This is a genomic window from Sphingomonas panacis (genome assembly GCF_001717955.1).
Lineage (GTDB): Bacteria > Pseudomonadota > Alphaproteobacteria > Sphingomonadales > Sphingomonadaceae > Sphingomonas > Sphingomonas panacis.
This window is the reverse complement of sequence record NZ_CP014168.1, coordinates 1,137,378-1,153,322: the sequence shown is the minus strand read 5'-3', so window position 1 is coordinate 1,153,322 and position 15,945 is coordinate 1,137,378. Positions and strand designations below refer to the sequence as shown.

The window sequence follows — 15,945 nt, the reverse complement described above, 5'->3', positions numbered from 1 at the left end:
GCTTATCCTTTCAGCATTATCCACGAAGGAAGCCATTCATGGCGCGCGTCACCGTCGAAGATTGCGTCGACAAGATTCCGAACCGGTTCGATCTGGTGTTGCTCGCCGCGCAGCGTGCACGGCAGATTTCCGGCGGCGCCGATCTGACGATCGATCGCGATCGCGACAAGAACCCGGTCGTCGCCTTGCGCGAAATCGCCGAGGAAACCGTTCGCCCCGATCATCTCGAAGAATCGGTCGTGTCGGGTCTCCAGAAGGTCCGCGTCGATGACGAGGACGCGCCCGACGAGGTCGGTTCGCTCGCCGCATCGGCAGAGGCGCTTCGCCTCACCGCCGCCGCGCCGCCGCGCAACCAGAATCTCGGCGCCGATTACGACGGCTGAGCCGACTCATCCTTCTATCGCAAAAAGGGCGGCCGTTCGCGCGGTCGCCCTTTTTCGTGTCGCACGTCCGAAGCCTTTCACCTCGTAACGTCCGAACACCAGCTTGTTCGGCCCAGGTTAAGCGCGTATTCGCTTGGGGCATCGCATGGCCAGATCTTCCAAAGCCCGTTCCCGTACGCAAAGCGCGCGGGTGTCCGACAAGCCGCTCTGGCGTCGTCGCCTCGTCCTGTTGATCCAGATCGGATTCGGCATCGCGGCGCTCGGCCTCGCCGCGCTCGCGATCACCGTCTACGTGACGCGCGCGCAACTGCCGAGTTTCGAGCAGCTCAAATCCTCACCCAACGGCCAGATGATCCGGGTCCATGCCGCCGACGGCACCGTGATCGTGTCGCTCGGGCCGAGTTACGGCGACTGGCTGAGCTACGACCAGATTCCGACGGTGATGCGCGAAGCGATGATCTCGGTCGAGGATCGCCGTTTCCGCTCGCATCTCGGCGTCGATCCGATCGGTATGGCACGCGCTATCAAACTCGGCATCGCCAATCGTGGTACCGGACGGCGCCAGCAGGGCGCCTCCACGATCACCCAGCAGGTCGCGCGGACGATCTTCCTGTCGAACAAATATGATCTCGGCCGCAAGATGCGCGAAGGGTTCCTCGCGCTGGCGCTGGAGCGCAAGTTCAGCAAGGACGAGATCCTCGAACTCTACCTCAACAAGGTGTATTTCGGCGGCGGCGCCTATGGCATAGACGCGGCGAGCCGCAAATTCTTCGGCCACGGCGCGGATCGTTTGACGCTGGCCGAAGCCGCGATCATCGCCGGGCTGGTCAAGGCGCCATCGGTCTATTCGCCCACCGCCGACGAGACCGCCGCCAAGGACCGTGCCGGCGTCGTGCTCTCGCTGATGCAGGAGACCGGGGCGATCACGCCGCAGCAGGCTGCCGATGCCGACGTGCAGGACGTCACCTTCGCGCCCGAACCCAAGCAGAACAGCGTGCGCTACTTCACCGATTGGGCGCTGCCGCAGCTTGCGACGCTGATCGACGAGCCGAGCCGCCCGCTCGAAGTGTGGACCACGCTCGATCTCGGCATGCAGCGCGCCGCCGACGCGGCGGTGCGCAAGAATGCGCCCGCGGGTGCGCAGGGTGCGCTGGTCGCGATCGATCGCGACGGCGCGGTGCGCGCGATGGTTGGCGGCAAGGATTACGTCTCGTCGATCTACAACCGCGCGACGCAGGCGGTTCGACAGCCGGGTTCGGCGTTCAAGCTGTTCGTGTACCTCGCCGCGCTCGAAGCCGGGCACAAGCCAGACGATTCGGTCGTCGATGAGCCGATCACGATCGACGGCTGGAGTCCGCGCAACGACGCGCGGCACAACATCGGCCAGACGACGTTGCGCACCGCCTTCGCCTATTCGATCAACACGGTCGCGGCGAAGCTCGGCCAGCAGGTCGGGTTCAGCACGGTCGCGGACATGGCACGGCGCTTCGGCATCACCACGCCGGTCAACACGCATCCTTCGATGGTGCTCGGCAGTTCGGAAGTCCGCCTGCTCGATATGACGCGCGCGTTCGCCAGCGTCGGCAACAAGGGGGTCGCGGTGACGCCTTATGGCATCACCAAGGTGACCGCGGGCGGCGAGACGATCTACACGCAGCAGATCGACACCAGCCACGTCCTCGTCGCACCTTATGTCGCCGCCGAGATGACCGATCTGCTCCAGACCACGGTCAACACCGGCACGGGCAAGGCCGCGCAGATCGGCCGTCCGGTCGCGGGCAAGACCGGCACGACCACGTCGAGCAAGGACGGCTGGTTCCTCGGCTTCTCATCCGGCCTGACGACGGGCGTGTGGATGGGCCGCGACGATGCCAAGCCGATCGCGGGGCTGCATGGCGGCACCGCGCCGGCACGCGCCTTCCATGATTTCATGGCGGTCGCGGTGGCCAACCGTCCGGTCGAGCAGTTCGAGACTCAGGTGACCTTGCCAGACATGTCGATAGAACCCGACGAGGAAAGCTATTTCGGCGGGCCGGACAATGGCGTGTTCGTCGATGGCGATGGCAACCCCGTGCAGGGCGAAGGCGCACAGCCGCGCCAAAGCGACCGCCAGCGCGTCGATCCCGATGGCAACCCCGTCGATGAGGGCATCATCGCGCCCGATGGGGACCCGCAGGCGAAGCCCGAAAAGCTCGACCAGCAATGGATGGATCATGTCCTCGGCCGCGATACGCCCGCGCAGAACCGGTCGCGCGGGGATCGGCCGACGGCCGCACCGCCGCCGGTGCGGCCGCAGCCGGATCGCTATTCGGACTCGCGCCCGAACCAGTGAAGGCTGGCGCCGTGCGCGCGCAGCCATGCGCGCGATTCGGCGGGATCGCGCTCGTCCAGCGTCGCCGCGAGCGCGTGGAACGCCGGGCTGTGATTCATATGGACTCGGTGTGCGACCTCGTGCGCGACCGTCGAGCGGCGCACGAACGCCGGCGCGAGGATCAGCCGCCAGCTATAGCGGATCGCGCCGCTCGACGCGCAACTGCCCCAGCGCCCGCGCGGATCCCCGATAGTCACGGCGCTGACCGACACGCCGGCGCGCGCGGCGCATTCGGCGGTTTCTAGCGACAGAACGCGCAGCGCCTCGCGCCGTAGCCATAGTTCGATCCGTCGCGACAGCCCGTCGGCCGGCCCGCCGCAGACGAGCCGGTCGCCGATGCGTTCGATTCTGCGCGGGCGGGCGGCGTCCCAATCGATCGTCGCCGGCTCACCGCCGAGCGGCACCACCGCGCCGGGCGCGAACGGGCGTGGCACCGGCAATCGCGCGCGCTGGGCCTCGATCCACGCCTGCTGCCCCGCCGCCCATTGCAGCGCCGCCTTGACCGGCGCACGCGGCGGCAAGGTCAACCGCACTCGCCCGCTCGCCGGATCGACCGACAATCGCGCGCGCCGCGCGCGCGGATGGCGGACGACTTCGAGCGGTTCGCTCACAATTCCCGATCGATCAGATGGTTCTCGAAATCGCCGGCGTCGTCCTCGGAGATCGTCCAGCCGCGCACCGATTCGCCCGCGCGGTGGACTGCGTCGCGATCCCCGCAGACGAGATAATGCCAGCCGGGCAGCGGCTTGCCCGCCGCGCGCAGGCCATACGCGCAGGTCGAGGGCAGCCAGTCGATCGTGTAGACATTGTCGCGGTTGAGCCGCACGCATTCGCTGACATAGGCATGGCGATGGCGATAGTCCGAGCATTGCGCGGTGGCCCGGTCGAGCAGGCGGCACGACACGTTGGTCGGGAACATCTCGCCGGTCTCTTCATCCTCGAGCTTGTGCAGGCAGCATTTGCCGCAACCGTCGCACAAGGCTTCCCATTGCCCGCGATCGAGCTTTTCGAGCGGGGTATCTTCCCAGAATCGCGCGCTCATCGTACCCACCGTCCGAGGTCTGCGGCGACATCATCGGGCGTCTTGTCGACCGGGATCAGCACGAGCGGTTTGCCCTGCGGGTCCATCAGATACGCGACACGCGAATGCTGCACCATATAGCCGCCGCCGGGCGCGGGCGGCTCCTTTTCGTAGTAGATCGCATAGTCCTTGGCGACGGCGGCGATCGCCGCAGGTGAGCCGGTCAGCCCGATCATGCGCGGATGAAACGCCGCCACGAAGGGTTTCAGCACCGCAGGCGTATCGCGCTCGGGATCGACCGTGACGAACACCGGCACCACCTTCGCGCCACGCGCCGCATCCTTGGCCTCGAACGCGCGCAGGCCCGCACCAAGCGTCTGCATGTCGGTAGGGCAGACATCGGGGCAGAAGGTATAGCCGAAATACATGACGCGGTATTTTCCGGCGAGGCTCGCGTCGGTGACGGTCCTGCCGTCCTGATCGGTCAGCCGGAAAGCGCCGCCGATCTTCGCGCCGGCCAGCGGCGCGGGCGCGGTGTCGGCGGGTTTGGAACAGGCAATCGGGGCGGCCGCGACCAGCAGGGCGGCCAGCAGCGCGACGCGAGCGCGGACAATCTCATTCATGGTGCGCGCAGCATTGATCTGATAGCGGCAAAGGCGCAAGTCTGACCATGCAGTAAGAGGTCGAATCCCCCCATGAACGCACGTATCGCCGGACTCTCGCTCCTCGTCGCGGCCCTCGCGCTTCCGGCGGCGCCCGCCACGGCGCAGCTCGGCCAGTCCGCCGGCTACAAATTCCTCCAGGCGATCCGCGATTCGAAGAATGACGAAGTCATCGCGACATTGTCCAAGCCGGGGTCCAGGATCGTCGATACGCGCGATTTCAACACGGGTGAGGGCGCGATTCACATCGTCACCAAACGCGGCGACATTCCCTATCTCAACTATCTGATCGCCAATCAGGCCGATCCCAATCTGCGCGACAACAAGGGTGAAACCGCGATGCTGATCGCGGCGGGCAACGGCCGCACCGACATTCTCGAAATCCTCAAGAAAGCCGGCGCGAACGTCAATCTCGCCAACAACAGCGGCGAGACTCCGCTGATCCGCGCCGTCCAGCATCGCGACATGGCGACGGTACGAACCTTGCTCGGGCAGGGGGCCGATCCCGACCAGAGCGACGTGATCGCGGGCATGTCCGCGCGTGACTATGCGCACCAGGACACGCGCTCGCCCGCCATCGCCAAGCTGATCGACGAGACGCCGAAGAAGGCCAAGCTCGCGGTATCGGGGCCGAGACTGTAAACGCCGTCGCTAGAACGCTCCGTCCGCCTCGGGATCGAGCGCCGCCGTCAGTCGCCGCGCGGCGCGGCGCGCAAAGGCCAGCGTTATGCGCTTGCGAGTCGCGGCCGACAGCGGGTCGGTATGCGCCTCACGGGTGATGACCGCGTCGTAGCGATCAGCGACGATGATGCCGGTCCGTTCGGGCAGGAACGCCACGCCGCCAAGCGGGGACGCATCGAAGCCGACCGGCACCGCCCAATAATAGCGATCGCAGCAGCCGAGATAATCGGTCCATTTCGAATCGCCGAGCAGATCGGCGCGCGAAACCTTGATCTCGACGATCACGACATTGCCGCGCGCGTCGAGCGCCATCAGATCGGCGCGGCGGCCTCCGTCGAGCGGCACTTCGCTAATCGCAACGAGATCGTGGCGGAGCAGCATCCGAACGGTGCCCCGCGCCACCTCGGCGGCGCAGAGCGTATCGCGGACGGTGGCGAGATCGGGAGCGGCAAGCATCTCCCGATCTTAGAACATTTCACGAACACGTCAAACCGGCTCAGGCCGGTTCGCGATTTCAACGATAGAAGATGTGGTTTCCGATCGCCGCGACCTGCGTGCGATTGAAGTTCGCATTGACGCGGCGCGCGTGGAAAAACAGCGCCTTGGAGGCGGGGCTGTCCCAGGCATCGGCAAGCGCGACGCGGGCAACCGCGAGTGCGGTGCGGTAGTTGCGGTTGGCGTCGATCTCGGGGACGTGGCCGCCGCGCACGAACGAGAACTGGCCCGGCTGGGTCACGACCGAACAGATCGAACCCGGGAAGCGCCCCGACTTGCTACGGTTGATGACGACTTCGGCGACCGCGAGCTGGCCGCTCAGCGGTTCGCCCTTGGATTCATAATAGATCGCGCCGGCAAGGCACTGAAGCTCGTCGCTGCTCGCATCATCGTCGGATTGGGCCGCGACGGCGTCGGCAAGCGAAGCGTAGGAGGGGGTGGATTTCTGATCCGACGGGGCGGGATCGGCAGGATCGACCGCAGGCGTCGTGGTGTCAGGGGAAGTCTGGATCACTGCGACTGCCGGAACCATCGAGGCTGGCTGCGCGTTGATAGGCTGGTTGATTTGGAGCGCGAAGCCAGGTGTGCTGGCGCCGGCGAGTCCGGTGATGCTGGCAAAGATCGCCGCGATGGTTGCGGCACGGTGAAGAAGCGACATTAAACCGACAAATATGCGGTGGTGCGCGCAAGCGACCGCCTCAAAACGAGCCGATCCCCCCGGACATCCCCCGACTGCGTAATCAACCCGGATCGCACCCGTGCTGACACAACGCCAAAACTGTTGGCCGCGCTATCCGGGCATTGGCCCGGATCGTCAATGTTACAGGATCGTTTCTGCGGCGAATCGTTGCGCAAACGGGATATCGAGATCGACCACCCACATATCCGGATCGCGCGTCCGGCGGCGTTGCCAATAGGCCGTGACCTCGCCGGGGGAAGCCGTATCGCCGGGGCCGGCGGGCACCAACACGGCGTGGCCCTCGAGATCGCGACCCGGCTCGACCATACCGATGAAACGACCTTTGTCGTTCAGAATCACCAGAATAGACCCGGCTTGCGCATCGCCCTTGGCCAATACCATCGCCATGCCGCCGGCATCGTTGACGCGCCGCAACAGTGCCGACACGAGCAGGTTGGTCGGCAGCCGGTCGCTCACGCGGCCCGGTATCCGGGCAAACCCGCCAGCGCGATGCGCGAGCGCATGAACGTGCCGGTGCCGCGCGCGGCTTCCTCACCCGATTCGTCGATGAGCCGCGCTTCGGCGACGAACACGCGACGTTGCCCGCTGATCCAGCGGCCCTCGGCGATCACCGGGCCGCTGCGCAACGGCTTGGTGAGCAGCAGGTTGAACGCGGTCGTCAGCAGGAAACGATCCGAGACAAGGCTGTTCGCCGCGTAGAAAGCGGCATCGTCGAGCATTTTGAAATAGCTGGTGCCGTGCGCCGCGCCGCCGGCGTGAAAGTAGCGTTCGTCGATCTCGAAATGGATTCGCGCGACGCCCGGCTCGGGGATTTCGAGCCGCGATTCGAACAACCGGTTAATCGGTGCCGCCGCATAGAGATTCTCCAGCGCACGGAAATGCGCGGTTTCTCCGGCGGCGGGGGCGTCAGGCGGCGTCACGCGCCTCGCCGGTGCTGAACAGCGCGTAGAGCGCGTCGGGTGATCCCGCACCGCGCAGTTTCGCCACGAAAGCGCGGTCGCGCAGGCTCCGTGACACCAGCGCCAGCGCCTTGAGGTGCGCCGCGCCAGCATCGGGCGGCGACAGCAACGTGAAGACGATATCGACCGGCAGATCATCGACCGCCTTGAAGTCGATCGGTTGGGCGAGCCGCGCGAACACGCCGACGACATGCGCCAGCCCGTCGATCCGCCCATGCGGCGTCGCGACGCCACCACCAAAGCCGGTACTGCCGAGCTTCTCGCGTGCGACCAGCGCATTCGCGACACCGGCGGCGTCCAGACCATAGGCCGACGCCGCGATCGCGCCGATCTGCTGAAACAGCGGTTTCTTGGCGCTCGCGGCGAGATTCGCCACAACCGCGCCGGGCAAGAGCAGATCACTAAACTCGGTCATGACATTCCTCGGCCGTTCACCGGCGCCTCTCCGCCGGCGCGCATAGACCGAATTGCGCGCCGGCGGAAGCGTCAGGCGGCGCGGTGGGGTTCGACCCAGCCGATCGTGCCGTCACCACGGCGATAGACCATATTATAGGCGCCCGAGCCGACGTTGCGGAACAGCAAGGCGGTGGTGTTGCGCAGATCGAGCATCATCACCGCATCCGATACGGTGGCGTCGGGCACGTCAACGCGCGTCTCGGCGACGATCGGCGGGAAATCGCCGGCGACGTCCTCCTCTTCGACCTGCTCCTGGAACACGGTGTAGCCGGCATTATCCGTGACGGTGCCGTCATCGGCGATGGTCGCGCCCCCGGCGGGTACGGCGCTGCGATCCTTGAGCCGGCGCATGTAGCGGCGAAGCTGCTTCTCGATCTTGTCGGCAGCACCATCGAACGCGACGTGCGCCTCCATTCCGGTATTATTGGCCTTGAGCACCAGCCCTTGCATGACGTGTGCGACGATATCGCAGGTAAACGCTTCGTGCGGGCCGCGGCCGAAGGTCACTTGCGCGGCAATCGCCCGCGCGAAGTATTTCGTGGCGATCGCCTGCAGGCGTTCATCGACATGGACCTTGATCGCCTCGCCGGTCGCGACCTGGTGGCCGGAGACTCGGATATCCATGCGCATTCTCCTTTTTCAACGCGGTCGGACAGGCTGAACCCTCCGTCCGCTACCGTCAACCAATTGCCTCCGATCCCCATAATGGGTTGGAGACAGAGCTTAGAAAGGCTGCGTGGCGCGCAAGTTCCGCCTCGCTCGCCGCGAAGACGCGCGCGGGGCGGACGACCGCAGGTGCCGCGTTGACGAGGATCGGGCGGTCCTCGACACGCGTGTCGCTCACCAGCCCGAGGCCGATCTGACGCCCACCGGTCAGTTCGACATAGACCTGCGCGAGCAATTGCGCGTCGAGCAAAGCGCCGTGAAACGTGCGTGCGCTGCGATCGATGCCATAGCGTGAGCACAGCGCGTCGAGGCTGTGCTTGGCGCCGGGGTGGCGGGTGCGCGCGATGACGATCGTATCGACCATGCGGTGCATACCGATCAGCGGTCGCCCGCAGCGGCCGAGTTCACCGTTGAGGAAGCCGAAGTCGAACGTAGCATTGTGCGCGACCAGCGGCGCATCGCCGAGAAACTCGATCAACGCATCAACGCCGTGCGCGAATAGCGGTTTGTCGGCGAGGAAGGCATCGCTCAACCCGTGGACGCGTTGCGCCTCGGCCGGCATCGTGCGTTCGGGATGAAAATAGGCATGAAAGGACCGGCCGGTCTCGACGCGGTTGAACATTTCCACACAGCCGATCTCGACGAGACGGTCGCCGTCGGCGAAGCTGAATCCGGTGGTTTCGGTATCGAACACGATCTCGCGCATCGCCACGTTATCCGCCTTTGTAAGCGCTCAGGCAAGCGATCACCTCGGCCACGGCGGCTTCGGCTTCGGCGAGACCGCCGCCGGTCGGGATGACGAAATCGGCGCGCGCGACCTTCTCGGCATTGGGAATCTGCCGCGCGAGGATCGCCTCGAACTTCTCGGCCGACATGCCCGGCCGCGCCAATACGCGGGCGCGCTGCACCGCCGGCGGGGCATCGACCACGGCGACCCGATCGACTCCATGTTCGCCGCCGGTTTCGAACAGCAACGGGATGTCGAGCAACACGAGCGGCGCATCGGCATGGTCGCGCAGGAACCCGGCGCGCTCTTCCGCGACGGCGGGGTGGACGATCGCCTCGAGCCGCTTGAGCGCTGGCGTATCGCCGAGCACGGCCTTGCCCAGTCGAGCGCGATCGACCCCGTTCGGTCCGGTCGTGCCGGGAAAGGCCGACTCGATGACGGGGACCAACCGGCCACCGGGGCCTTGCAAGCGGTGGACGGTCGCATCGGCATCGAACACCGGCACGCCGCTGCGCGCGAACATCGCCGCGACGGTCGATTTGCCCATACCGATCGAGCCGGTCAGGCCCAATGTGATCACGCCAGCAACAGCGTGCGCAGTTCCTCGTCGCGGTCGCGCGGCGGGGCAGCGCCAAAGAACAGTTCGAACGCGACCGCCGCCTGGCCGACCAGCATTTCGAGGCCATCGATCGTCTCAAGCCCGCGCGCATCGGCCTGGGCGAGCAATTCGGTTTCGATCGGCGCGTAGACGATGTCGTAGACCAGGGCGTCGTCGGGCAGGGGGGACAGATCGATCTCCAGCGCCGGTTGGCCGATCATGCCAAGCGCACTGGTGTTGACGACAAGCGCTGCGGGCGGGATCGCGCTGCCCAGCGGCAAAGCCTTGCCTTTGAGGCCGAACGACGACACCAGCGCGGCCGCTTTGAGGACATTGCGGTTGAGCAACGTCACCGGGCCGACCCCGGCGCGCGCCAACGCGAACAGCACCGCACGCGCGGCGCCGCCGGCACCCACCACCACCACTGGCTTGCCGGCCAGATCGCGGTCGGCGATCGGCGCGTAGAAGCCTGCGGCATCGGTGTTGGTGCCGATCATCACGCCATCGGGCTGGCGTAGCACGGTGTTGATCGCACCGATCGACTCCCGCACCCCACCCGGATCGCCGACATGGTCGAGCGCGGCCTGTTTGTGCGGAATCGTGATGTTGCAGCCGCGCCAGTCCGCATCGGCTTTCCGCTCGGCGAAATAGCCGGCGAGATCGTCCGGCAGGACGTGGCGCCGTTCGTAGCGTGCGTCGAGACCGAGCGCGTCGATCCAGAAGCCGTGGATCAGCGGCGATTTCGAATGCGCGATCGGGTCGCCGATCACTTCCGCATAGACCGTCATGCCGTCATCACTCCCCGTACACGCAGATAATCGAGCACCTGAAGCAGCGGCAGCCCGAGCACGGTGAACTGGCTCCCCTCAATCCGCGAGAACAATTGCGCCCCCGGCCCTTCGATCCGATAGCAGCCGACGCAGCCCGAGATCGCCGGCCATTCGGCGTCGAGATACTGCTCGATGAATGCATCCGAGAGCGTGCGGACGTGCATCTTGGCGCGGTCCACCACCCGCCACACCGGACGACCGCCTTCGGCGATCACCGCGGCACTGACGAGGTCGTGGCGCTTGCCCGACAAGCGACGGAGATGCTCGGCGGCATTCTCGCGCGACACCGGCTTGTCGAGCATCGTGCCGTCATCCAGCTCGACGATCGAGTCCGAGCCGAGCACCAGCGCTTGCGGGTCACGCTGCGACACGCGCAGCGCCTTCAACTCGGCGAGCGCATCGGCCAGATCGCGCGCGGACAGGCCCTCCGCCCGCAACGCCGCCTTGGCGCTGTCCTCATCGACGCCGGCCGCGACCGCCTCGAACGGCACCAGTGCCGCCGAGAGCATCGCGCGGCGCGACGCGCTTTGCGAAGCGAGGATCACCGTCATGATTCACCCCGCTCGGCAACGAGCGCGATGATCGCCGCCGCAGTTTCCTCGATCGAGCGGCGCGTCACGTCGATCACGGGCCAGCCATTATCGGCGAACATCCGCCGCGCCCACGCGACCTCGCGCGAAACCGCCTCATGATCGACATACGCGGTCTCGGGCGCCTGGTTGAGCGACAGCAATCGGTTGCGGCGAACCTGAATCAGCCGGTCGGCGCTGGTCGTCAGCCCCACCACCATAGGGCGCTTCAAGCTGAACAGCACCGGCGGCGGCGGGCTTTCCACCACGATCGGGATGTTGGCGGTCTTGTAGCCGCGATTGGCGAGATAGATCGAGGTCGGCGTCTTCGACGATCGCGACACGCCGGCGAGGACGATATCGGCCTCTTCCCAATCCTCGGCACCCAGCCCATCGTCATGCGCGATGGTGAACTGGATCGCGTCGACCCGCGCGAAATAGGCGGCGTCGAGCATATGCTGGCGGCCTGGCCGCGCCTTCGCCTGCTGGCCAAGCAAGCTGGAGAGCGCGCCCGTCACCGCGTCGAGCGGTGCGACCGCGGGCAGGCCGAGCGCGCGGCAGCGCATCTCGAGATTCCGCCGCGTCTCGCTGTTGACCAGCGTGAACAGCACCAGCCCCGGATTTTGCGATATTTCCTGAAGGATGCGTTCGAGGTGCCCCTCGGTCCGCACCATCGGCCAGAAGTGCCGGATCGTCTCGACGTCGTCATATTGCGCGAGCGCCGCCTTGGCGATGTTCTCCAGCGTCTCGCCGGTCGAATCCGAAAGGAGATGGAGGTGGAGCCGCATCGGCCGGCCTCAACGGGACAAGAGTGTGGATAACATCGGGATCGTCGCTAGCGGAACTTCGCGACCCAGCAAAGGCCGATCGCGCGGTGGAAAACCCGCGACTTTCCCACAGTTCGCCGCACAGCCGCCGATTCTATCAACAGGCTGTGGAAAGCGGGTGCGACGGAATCGAATCCGAGGCGTTGGGCCGAGTCTGGTCCGTCAAGCTGTTGGCATTTCGTGGACGAAGGCATAAGCCCCGGCTTCCACGCGCCAACAGCTTCAACATCCTTTTAGATTCTTACTTATGGTAGAGGTACGCCGTGCTTTCGATCGAGACGACCCGGTGAAACCGCTGTTGGCGACGCTTCGGGGGACCAAGCAGCCGGTCGCGCCGGTGTGGCTGATGCGCCAGGCCGGGCGCTATTTGCCCGAGTACCGCGCACTACGAGCGGAGAAGGGTGGTTTCCTCGCGCTCGCAACCGATCCGCACGCGGCGGCCGAGGTGACGCTGCAACCGATCCGCCGTTTCGGGTTCGACGGCGCGATCCTGTTCTCCGATATCTTGATGGTACCGGCAGCACTCGGCCAGTCGCTCAGCTTCGGGGCGGGGGAGGGGCCTGCGTTGGCACCGCCACTGCTCGATCATGCGCTTGCCGCGCTGACGCCCAATCCGGCTTTCCTCGATCCAGTCTATGCGACGGTGCGCACCGTCGCCGCCGCGCTGCCGGCGGAGACGACGTTCCTCGGCTTCGCTGGCAGTCCGTGGACGGTCGCCACCTATATGGTCGCGGGGCATGGCAGCCGCGACCAGAGCGAGACGCGACGTTTCGCCTACACTGATCCGGCACGGTTTGCGGACCTTATCGATGCGATCGTGGCCACGACGGTCGCCTATCTCTCACGTCAGATCGAAGCCGGCGTCGAGGCTGTTCAACTGTTCGATAGCTGGGCGGGCTCGCTCAGCCCCGCGCAGTTCGAACGCTGGGTGATAGCGCCCAATGCCGCGATCGTCGCGGCGCTGCATGCACGCCACCCGACCGTTCCGGTGATCGGCTTTCCCAAAGGCGCGGGCGGCAAGCTTCCAGCCTATGCGCGCGAGACCGGGGTCGACGCGCTCGGGCTCGATGAAACGGTCGATCCCCGCTGGGCGGCGGCGAACCTGCCGGTCGATTTGCCCGTTCAGGGCAATCTCGATCCGCTCGCCTTGATCGCCGGTGGCGCGGCGCTGGAAGGTGCTGTGGCGAACGTGCTTGAGGCATTCGCGGATCGCCCCCATATCTTCAACCTCGGGCATGGCATCCTGCAGGACACGCCCATCGAAAACGTCGAGCGTCTGCTGGCGCTGGTGCGGAGAGCGCGATGAACTTCCTCGGTAACGCCTATCTTTGGGTCAAGGCGGCGCATGTCATCTTCGTGGTGTTCTGGATGGCGGGGCTGTTCATGCTGCCGCGCTATCTGGTCTATCACCAGGAATCGCTCGGCAACCCGGAGGAGGCGGCGCGCTGGACCGACCGTGAGAGCAAGATCCGTTCGATCATCCTGACGCCGGCGATGGTGCTGGTATGGGTGTTCGGGCTCCTGCTGGCGGCCAACGCGGGTCTATTCAGCGGTGTGCCGGGGTTGGCGTGGCTTCATGCCAAGCTGGCGCTGGTGGTCCTCCTGAGCGGCTATCACGGCTGGGCGGTCGGCTATGCCAAGAAACTCGCCAAAGGCCGCGCGACTCTCACGGGGCGCACGCTGCGGATGGTCAACGAAGTGCCGGCGGTGCTGCTCACCCTGATCGTCATTCTGGTGATCGTGCGCCCGTTCTGACTTGACTTGGCTGCGCGCCGCACCTAGCTGTCCAATCAATGTCAATATCCGCAGCCGTCCTGGCGTGCGTGGTGTGGCATCCTGTCTCCAGCCTCGTCGCGTATCCTTCGCTGATCGACGCTCACTTTCCCAGCACATCTCGCTCCGGACGCCCCCAATGCATCTCAAAGACCTCAAGAACAAAAAGCCCGCCGAACTCGTCGAGATGGCGGAAGCGCTCGGCATCGAGAGCGCCTCGACGCTGCGCAAGCAGGATCTGATGTTCGCGATCTTGAAGGTCCAGGCCGAGAACGGTGACCAGATCATGGGGCTTGGCACGATCGAGGTGCTGCCCGACGGCTTCGGCTTCCTGCGCAGCCCCGAGGCGAATTACCTCGCCGGCCCGGACGACATCTACATCTCGCCAAATCAGGTGCGGAAGTTCGGCCTGCGGACCGGCGATACGGTCGAGGCCGAGATCCGCGGCCCCAAGGACGGCGAGCGTTATTTCGCGCTGACCAAGCTCATCTCGGTCAATTTCGACGATCCCGATGCGGTGCGTCACCGCGTCAACTTCGACAACCTCACGCCGCTGTACCCGGAGCAAAAGCTCACGCTGGATCCGAGCGATCCGACGATGAAGGACAAGTCGGCGCGAGTCATCGACATCGTCTCGCCGCAGGGCAAGGGCCAGCGCACGCTGATCGTCGCGCCGCCGCGCGTCGGCAAGACGGTGATGCTCCAGAACATCGCCAAGGCGATCACCGACAATCACCCCGAGGTGTTCCTGATCGTGCTGCTCATCGACGAGCGGCCCGAGGAAGTCACCGACATGCAGCGGTCGGTGAAGGGTGAGGTGGTCTCCTCGACCTTCGACGAGCCCGCCACGCGCCACGTCCAGGTCGCAGAAATGGTCATCGAAAAGGCCAAGCGTCTTGTCGAGCACAAGAAGGACGTGGTGATCCTGCTCGACTCGATCACCCGCCTCGGCCGCGCCTACAACACGGTCGTTCCCTCGTCGGGCAAAGTGCTGACCGGCGGCGTCGATGCCAATGCGCTCCAGCGGCCGAAGCGCTTCTTCGGCGCAGCGCGCAACATCGAGGAGGGCGGTTCGCTCTCGATCATCGCCACCGCGCTGATCGATACCGGCAGCCGCATGGACGAGGTGATCTTCGAAGAGTTCAAGGGCACCGGCAACTCCGAAATCGTGCTCGACCGCAAGGTCGCCGACAAGCGCATCTTCCCGGCGCTCGACGTCGGCAAATCGGGCACGCGCAAGGAAGAGCTGCTGGTCGATCAGAGCAAGCTTTCCAAGATGTGGGTGCTGCGCCGAATCCTCATGCAGATGGGCACGATCGATTCGATGGAGTTCCTGCTCGACAAGATGAAGAATTCGAAGACCAACGAAGATTTCTTCGACAGCATGAATCAATAGCCGAATGCGGCCCGCGCCAAGCTGGCGCGGGACTCGCATCGGCTCGGCGGCGGGGCTGCAGCCCCGGCCGACGGCCGTGCCGCTGCTAAATCAGCCGCCCCTGCTCATGATCGAGCAACCATCGCTTGGTAACCGGCCCGTCCCCCGCTGAATACGCGCCAAGCGATCCGTCGGCATTGGTCACGCGGTGACACGGCACCACGATCGGCAACGGATTGCGCGCACACGCCTGGCCGATCGCGCGCGCGCCGGACCCGATCGATCGCGCCAGCACTCCATAGCTACGCGTCTCCCCAAAGCCGATCGCAACCATCGCGTCGCGCATCGCAGCCCCACGCGGGCTGGCGAGTGGCCGCAGCGGCAGATCGAATACCGTCAGCCGGCGCGCAAAATAGGCGGCGATCTGCGCGGCACCCTCGGCAAGCGCACCTGCACCCGCGACTTCGGGCTGCGCATCACGGTCGATCGTGATCGCATCGAGCCAATCCATATCACCGCGCAGCCGGACCATACCGATGGGCGTTGCGATCAGGGCGAAGTCGCGCGCATACATGCTAGGAGTATGGAGCGTTCAATTCCGACGCTCAAGCGGAGGAATGCCCGATGAAGATCAATGTTGAGGTCGATTGCACCCCGGAAGAGGCACGGCGCGTCATGGGCTTGCCCGATTTCACGCCGGTGCATGAGAAATATATCGAAATGCTGACCAACTCGATGGACGGCAACGTATCGAACGAGATGGTCGAAAACATGATGCGGAGCTGGGCACCGGTCGGCGACGCGGGCATGAGTTTCTGGCGCAAGATGTTCGAGACCTCGACGTCGAAATAG

General features: G+C 65.6%; 22 protein-coding genes. 7 read left to right on the top strand and 15 right to left on the bottom strand.

Annotated elements, in window-relative coordinates; genetic code table 11:
• Nucleotides 1–38 precede the first annotated feature (38 nt).
• Nucleotides 39–383 (top strand): DNA-directed RNA polymerase subunit omega, encoded by a 345-nt coding sequence (gene rpoZ / locus J0A91_RS05155; protein WP_069204006.1) that lies wholly within the window; start codon nucleotides 39–41, stop codon nucleotides 381–383.
• A gap of 145 nt (nucleotides 384–528) precedes the next feature.
• The gene (locus tag J0A91_RS05150; RefSeq protein WP_083224515.1) at nucleotides 529–2,715 is read left to right on the top strand and encodes a transglycosylase domain-containing protein; all 2,187 of its coding nucleotides are present in this window, start codon (nucleotides 529–531) and stop codon (nucleotides 2,713–2,715) included.
• Here the strand turns inward: J0A91_RS05150 and J0A91_RS05145 are convergent.
• Genes J0A91_RS05145 through J0A91_RS05135 form a run of 3 tightly spaced genes read right to left on the bottom strand, consistent with a single transcriptional unit; the run spans nucleotide 2,688 to nucleotide 4,398 of the window.
• Nucleotides 2,688–3,365 carry a M48 family metallopeptidase gene (locus J0A91_RS05145; RefSeq protein ID WP_069204005.1) on the bottom strand — a complete coding sequence of 226 codons (678 nt, stop codon included), beginning with the start codon at nucleotides 3,363–3,365 and terminating at the stop codon, nucleotides 2,688–2,690. The genes J0A91_RS05150 and J0A91_RS05145 overlap by 28 nt on opposite strands.
• Nucleotides 3,362–3,796, bottom strand: a complete 435-nt coding sequence (locus J0A91_RS05140) for a YcgN family cysteine cluster protein (RefSeq protein ID WP_069204004.1) — start codon at nucleotides 3,794–3,796, stop codon at nucleotides 3,362–3,364. The genes J0A91_RS05145 and J0A91_RS05140 overlap by 4 nt, the downstream gene beginning before the upstream one ends.
• Nucleotides 3,793–4,398: an SCO family protein gene (locus tag J0A91_RS05135; protein WP_069207056.1), complete on the bottom strand. Its 606-nt coding sequence runs from the start codon at nucleotides 4,396–4,398 to the stop codon at nucleotides 3,793–3,795. Before J0A91_RS05135 ends, J0A91_RS05140 begins: the two co-directional genes overlap by 4 nt.
• Nucleotides 4,399–4,470: 72 nt before the next feature.
• Here J0A91_RS05135 and J0A91_RS05130 point away from each other — a divergent pair, with 72 nt between their 5' ends.
• A complete protein-coding gene (locus J0A91_RS05130; RefSeq protein WP_069204003.1) occupies nucleotides 4,471–5,079 on the top strand; it encodes an ankyrin repeat domain-containing protein in 609 nt (202 codons plus the stop codon).
• A gap of 9 nt (nucleotides 5,080–5,088) precedes the next feature.
• Here J0A91_RS05130 and J0A91_RS05125 read toward each other — a convergent pair whose 3' ends face one another.
• From J0A91_RS05125 to J0A91_RS05080, 11 genes are all read right to left on the bottom strand, one after another.
• Complete coding sequence (locus J0A91_RS05125; RefSeq protein ID WP_069204002.1) at nucleotides 5,089–5,574, bottom strand: MmcB family DNA repair protein; 486 nt, start codon at nucleotides 5,572–5,574, stop codon at nucleotides 5,089–5,091.
• Nucleotides 5,575–5,632: 58 nt separating this feature from the next.
• Complete coding sequence (locus J0A91_RS05120; protein ID WP_069204001.1) at nucleotides 5,633–6,271, bottom strand: cell wall hydrolase; 639 nt, start codon at nucleotides 6,269–6,271, stop codon at nucleotides 5,633–5,635.
• A gap of 162 nt (nucleotides 6,272–6,433) precedes the next feature.
• Complete coding sequence (locus tag J0A91_RS05115) at nucleotides 6,434–6,769, bottom strand: DUF1491 family protein (protein WP_069204000.1); 336 nt, start codon at nucleotides 6,767–6,769, stop codon at nucleotides 6,434–6,436.
• On the bottom strand, nucleotides 6,766–7,233 hold the full coding sequence (locus J0A91_RS05110; RefSeq protein WP_069203999.1) for a PaaI family thioesterase: 468 nt from the start codon (nucleotides 7,231–7,233) through the stop codon (nucleotides 6,766–6,768). The genes J0A91_RS05115 and J0A91_RS05110 overlap by 4 nt, the downstream gene beginning before the upstream one ends.
• Complete coding sequence (locus tag J0A91_RS24810) at nucleotides 7,220–7,687, bottom strand: PTS sugar transporter subunit IIA (protein ID WP_069203998.1); 468 nt, start codon at nucleotides 7,685–7,687, stop codon at nucleotides 7,220–7,222. The genes J0A91_RS05110 and J0A91_RS24810 overlap by 14 nt, the downstream gene beginning before the upstream one ends.
• A gap of 71 nt (nucleotides 7,688–7,758) precedes the next feature.
• Nucleotides 7,759–8,352 (bottom strand): ribosome hibernation-promoting factor, HPF/YfiA family, encoded by a 594-nt coding sequence (hpf, locus tag J0A91_RS05105; RefSeq protein WP_069203997.1) that lies wholly within the window; start codon nucleotides 8,350–8,352, stop codon nucleotides 7,759–7,761.
• Between the two features lie 55 nt (nucleotides 8,353–8,407).
• Entirely contained in the window at nucleotides 8,408–9,100 is a 693-nt protein-coding gene (gene dnaQ, locus J0A91_RS05100; RefSeq protein WP_069207055.1) for a DNA polymerase III subunit epsilon, read from the bottom strand.
• Between the two features lie 7 nt (nucleotides 9,101–9,107).
• Nucleotides 9,108–9,701, bottom strand: a complete 594-nt coding sequence (gene coaE / locus J0A91_RS05095; RefSeq protein ID WP_069203996.1) for a dephospho-CoA kinase — start codon at nucleotides 9,699–9,701, stop codon at nucleotides 9,108–9,110.
• Nucleotides 9,698–10,507: a shikimate dehydrogenase family protein gene (locus tag J0A91_RS05090; protein WP_069203995.1), complete on the bottom strand. Its 810-nt coding sequence runs from the start codon at nucleotides 10,505–10,507 to the stop codon at nucleotides 9,698–9,700. The genes coaE and J0A91_RS05090 overlap by 4 nt, the downstream gene beginning before the upstream one ends.
• Nucleotides 10,504–11,100, bottom strand: coding sequence for a Maf family protein (locus J0A91_RS05085; protein ID WP_083224514.1), 597 nt, complete (start codon nucleotides 11,098–11,100; stop codon nucleotides 10,504–10,506). Before J0A91_RS05085 ends, J0A91_RS05090 begins: the two co-directional genes overlap by 4 nt.
• A complete protein-coding gene (locus J0A91_RS05080) occupies nucleotides 11,097–11,906 on the bottom strand; it encodes a pyruvate, water dikinase regulatory protein (RefSeq protein WP_069203994.1) in 810 nt (269 codons plus the stop codon). The genes J0A91_RS05085 and J0A91_RS05080 overlap by 4 nt, the downstream gene beginning before the upstream one ends.
• Nucleotides 11,907–12,192: 286 nt before the next feature.
• Between J0A91_RS05080 and hemE the strand changes: the two genes are divergently transcribed.
• The 3 genes from hemE (at nucleotide 12,193) to rho (ending at nucleotide 15,114) form a co-directional block, all read left to right on the top strand.
• Complete coding sequence (hemE, locus tag J0A91_RS05075) at nucleotides 12,193–13,251, top strand: uroporphyrinogen decarboxylase (RefSeq protein WP_069203993.1); 1,059 nt, start codon at nucleotides 12,193–12,195, stop codon at nucleotides 13,249–13,251.
• Nucleotides 13,248–13,700: a CopD family protein gene (locus J0A91_RS05070; RefSeq protein ID WP_069203992.1), complete on the top strand. Its 453-nt coding sequence runs from the start codon at nucleotides 13,248–13,250 to the stop codon at nucleotides 13,698–13,700. Before hemE ends, J0A91_RS05070 begins: the two co-directional genes overlap by 4 nt.
• A 157-nt stretch (nucleotides 13,701–13,857) precedes the next feature.
• Nucleotides 13,858–15,114: a transcription termination factor Rho gene (rho, locus tag J0A91_RS05065; protein ID WP_069203991.1), complete on the top strand. Its 1,257-nt coding sequence runs from the start codon at nucleotides 13,858–13,860 to the stop codon at nucleotides 15,112–15,114.
• An 85-nt stretch (nucleotides 15,115–15,199) separates the two neighbouring features.
• Here rho and J0A91_RS05060 read toward each other — a convergent pair whose 3' ends face one another.
• The gene (locus tag J0A91_RS05060; protein WP_069203990.1) at nucleotides 15,200–15,667 is read right to left on the bottom strand and encodes a methylated-DNA--[protein]-cysteine S-methyltransferase; all 468 of its coding nucleotides are present in this window, start codon (nucleotides 15,665–15,667) and stop codon (nucleotides 15,200–15,202) included.
• A gap of 50 nt (nucleotides 15,668–15,717) precedes the next feature.
• On the opposite strand from J0A91_RS05060, the gene J0A91_RS05055 reads away from it, so the two are divergent.
• Complete coding sequence (locus tag J0A91_RS05055) at nucleotides 15,718–15,945, top strand: DUF6489 family protein (protein WP_069203989.1); 228 nt, start codon at nucleotides 15,718–15,720, stop codon at nucleotides 15,943–15,945.

Coding starts and splice junctions, on each gene's coding strand:
- J0A91_RS05125 (WP_069204002.1), bottom strand. CDS start 5,574: ATGCTTGCCGCTCCCGATCTCGCCACCGTCCGCGATACGCTCTGCGCC.
- hemE (WP_069203993.1), top strand. CDS start 12,193: ATGGTAGAGGTACGCCGTGCTTTCGATCGAGACGACCCGGTGAAACCG.
- rpoZ (WP_069204006.1), top strand. CDS start 39: ATGGCGCGCGTCACCGTCGAAGATTGCGTCGACAAGATTCCGAACCGG.
- J0A91_RS24810 (WP_069203998.1), bottom strand. CDS start 7,687: ATGACCGAGTTTAGTGATCTGCTCTTGCCCGGCGCGGTTGTGGCGAAT.
- J0A91_RS05060 (WP_069203990.1), bottom strand. CDS start 15,667: ATGTATGCGCGCGACTTCGCCCTGATCGCAACGCCCATCGGTATGGTC.
- J0A91_RS05150 (WP_083224515.1), top strand. CDS start 529: ATGGCCAGATCTTCCAAAGCCCGTTCCCGTACGCAAAGCGCGCGGGTG.
- rho (WP_069203991.1), top strand. CDS start 13,858: ATGCATCTCAAAGACCTCAAGAACAAAAAGCCCGCCGAACTCGTCGAG.
- J0A91_RS05080 (WP_069203994.1), bottom strand. CDS start 11,906: ATGCGGCTCCACCTCCATCTCCTTTCGGATTCGACCGGCGAGACGCTG.
- J0A91_RS05070 (WP_069203992.1), top strand. CDS start 13,248: ATGAACTTCCTCGGTAACGCCTATCTTTGGGTCAAGGCGGCGCATGTC.
- hpf (WP_069203997.1), bottom strand. CDS start 8,352: ATGGATATCCGAGTCTCCGGCCACCAGGTCGCGACCGGCGAGGCGATC.
- dnaQ (WP_069207055.1), bottom strand. CDS start 9,100: ATGCGCGAGATCGTGTTCGATACCGAAACCACCGGATTCAGCTTCGCC.
- J0A91_RS05130 (WP_069204003.1), top strand. CDS start 4,471: ATGAACGCACGTATCGCCGGACTCTCGCTCCTCGTCGCGGCCCTCGCG.
- J0A91_RS05085 (WP_083224514.1), bottom strand. CDS start 11,100: ATGACGGTGATCCTCGCTTCGCAAAGCGCGTCGCGCCGCGCGATGCTC.
- J0A91_RS05120 (WP_069204001.1), bottom strand. CDS start 6,271: ATGTCGCTTCTTCACCGTGCCGCAACCATCGCGGCGATCTTTGCCAGC.
- J0A91_RS05140 (WP_069204004.1), bottom strand. CDS start 3,796: ATGAGCGCGCGATTCTGGGAAGATACCCCGCTCGAAAAGCTCGATCGC.
- J0A91_RS05135 (WP_069207056.1), bottom strand. CDS start 4,398: ATGAATGAGATTGTCCGCGCTCGCGTCGCGCTGCTGGCCGCCCTGCTG.
- J0A91_RS05055 (WP_069203989.1), top strand. CDS start 15,718: ATGAAGATCAATGTTGAGGTCGATTGCACCCCGGAAGAGGCACGGCGC.
- J0A91_RS05090 (WP_069203995.1), bottom strand. CDS start 10,507: ATGACGGTCTATGCGGAAGTGATCGGCGACCCGATCGCGCATTCGAAA.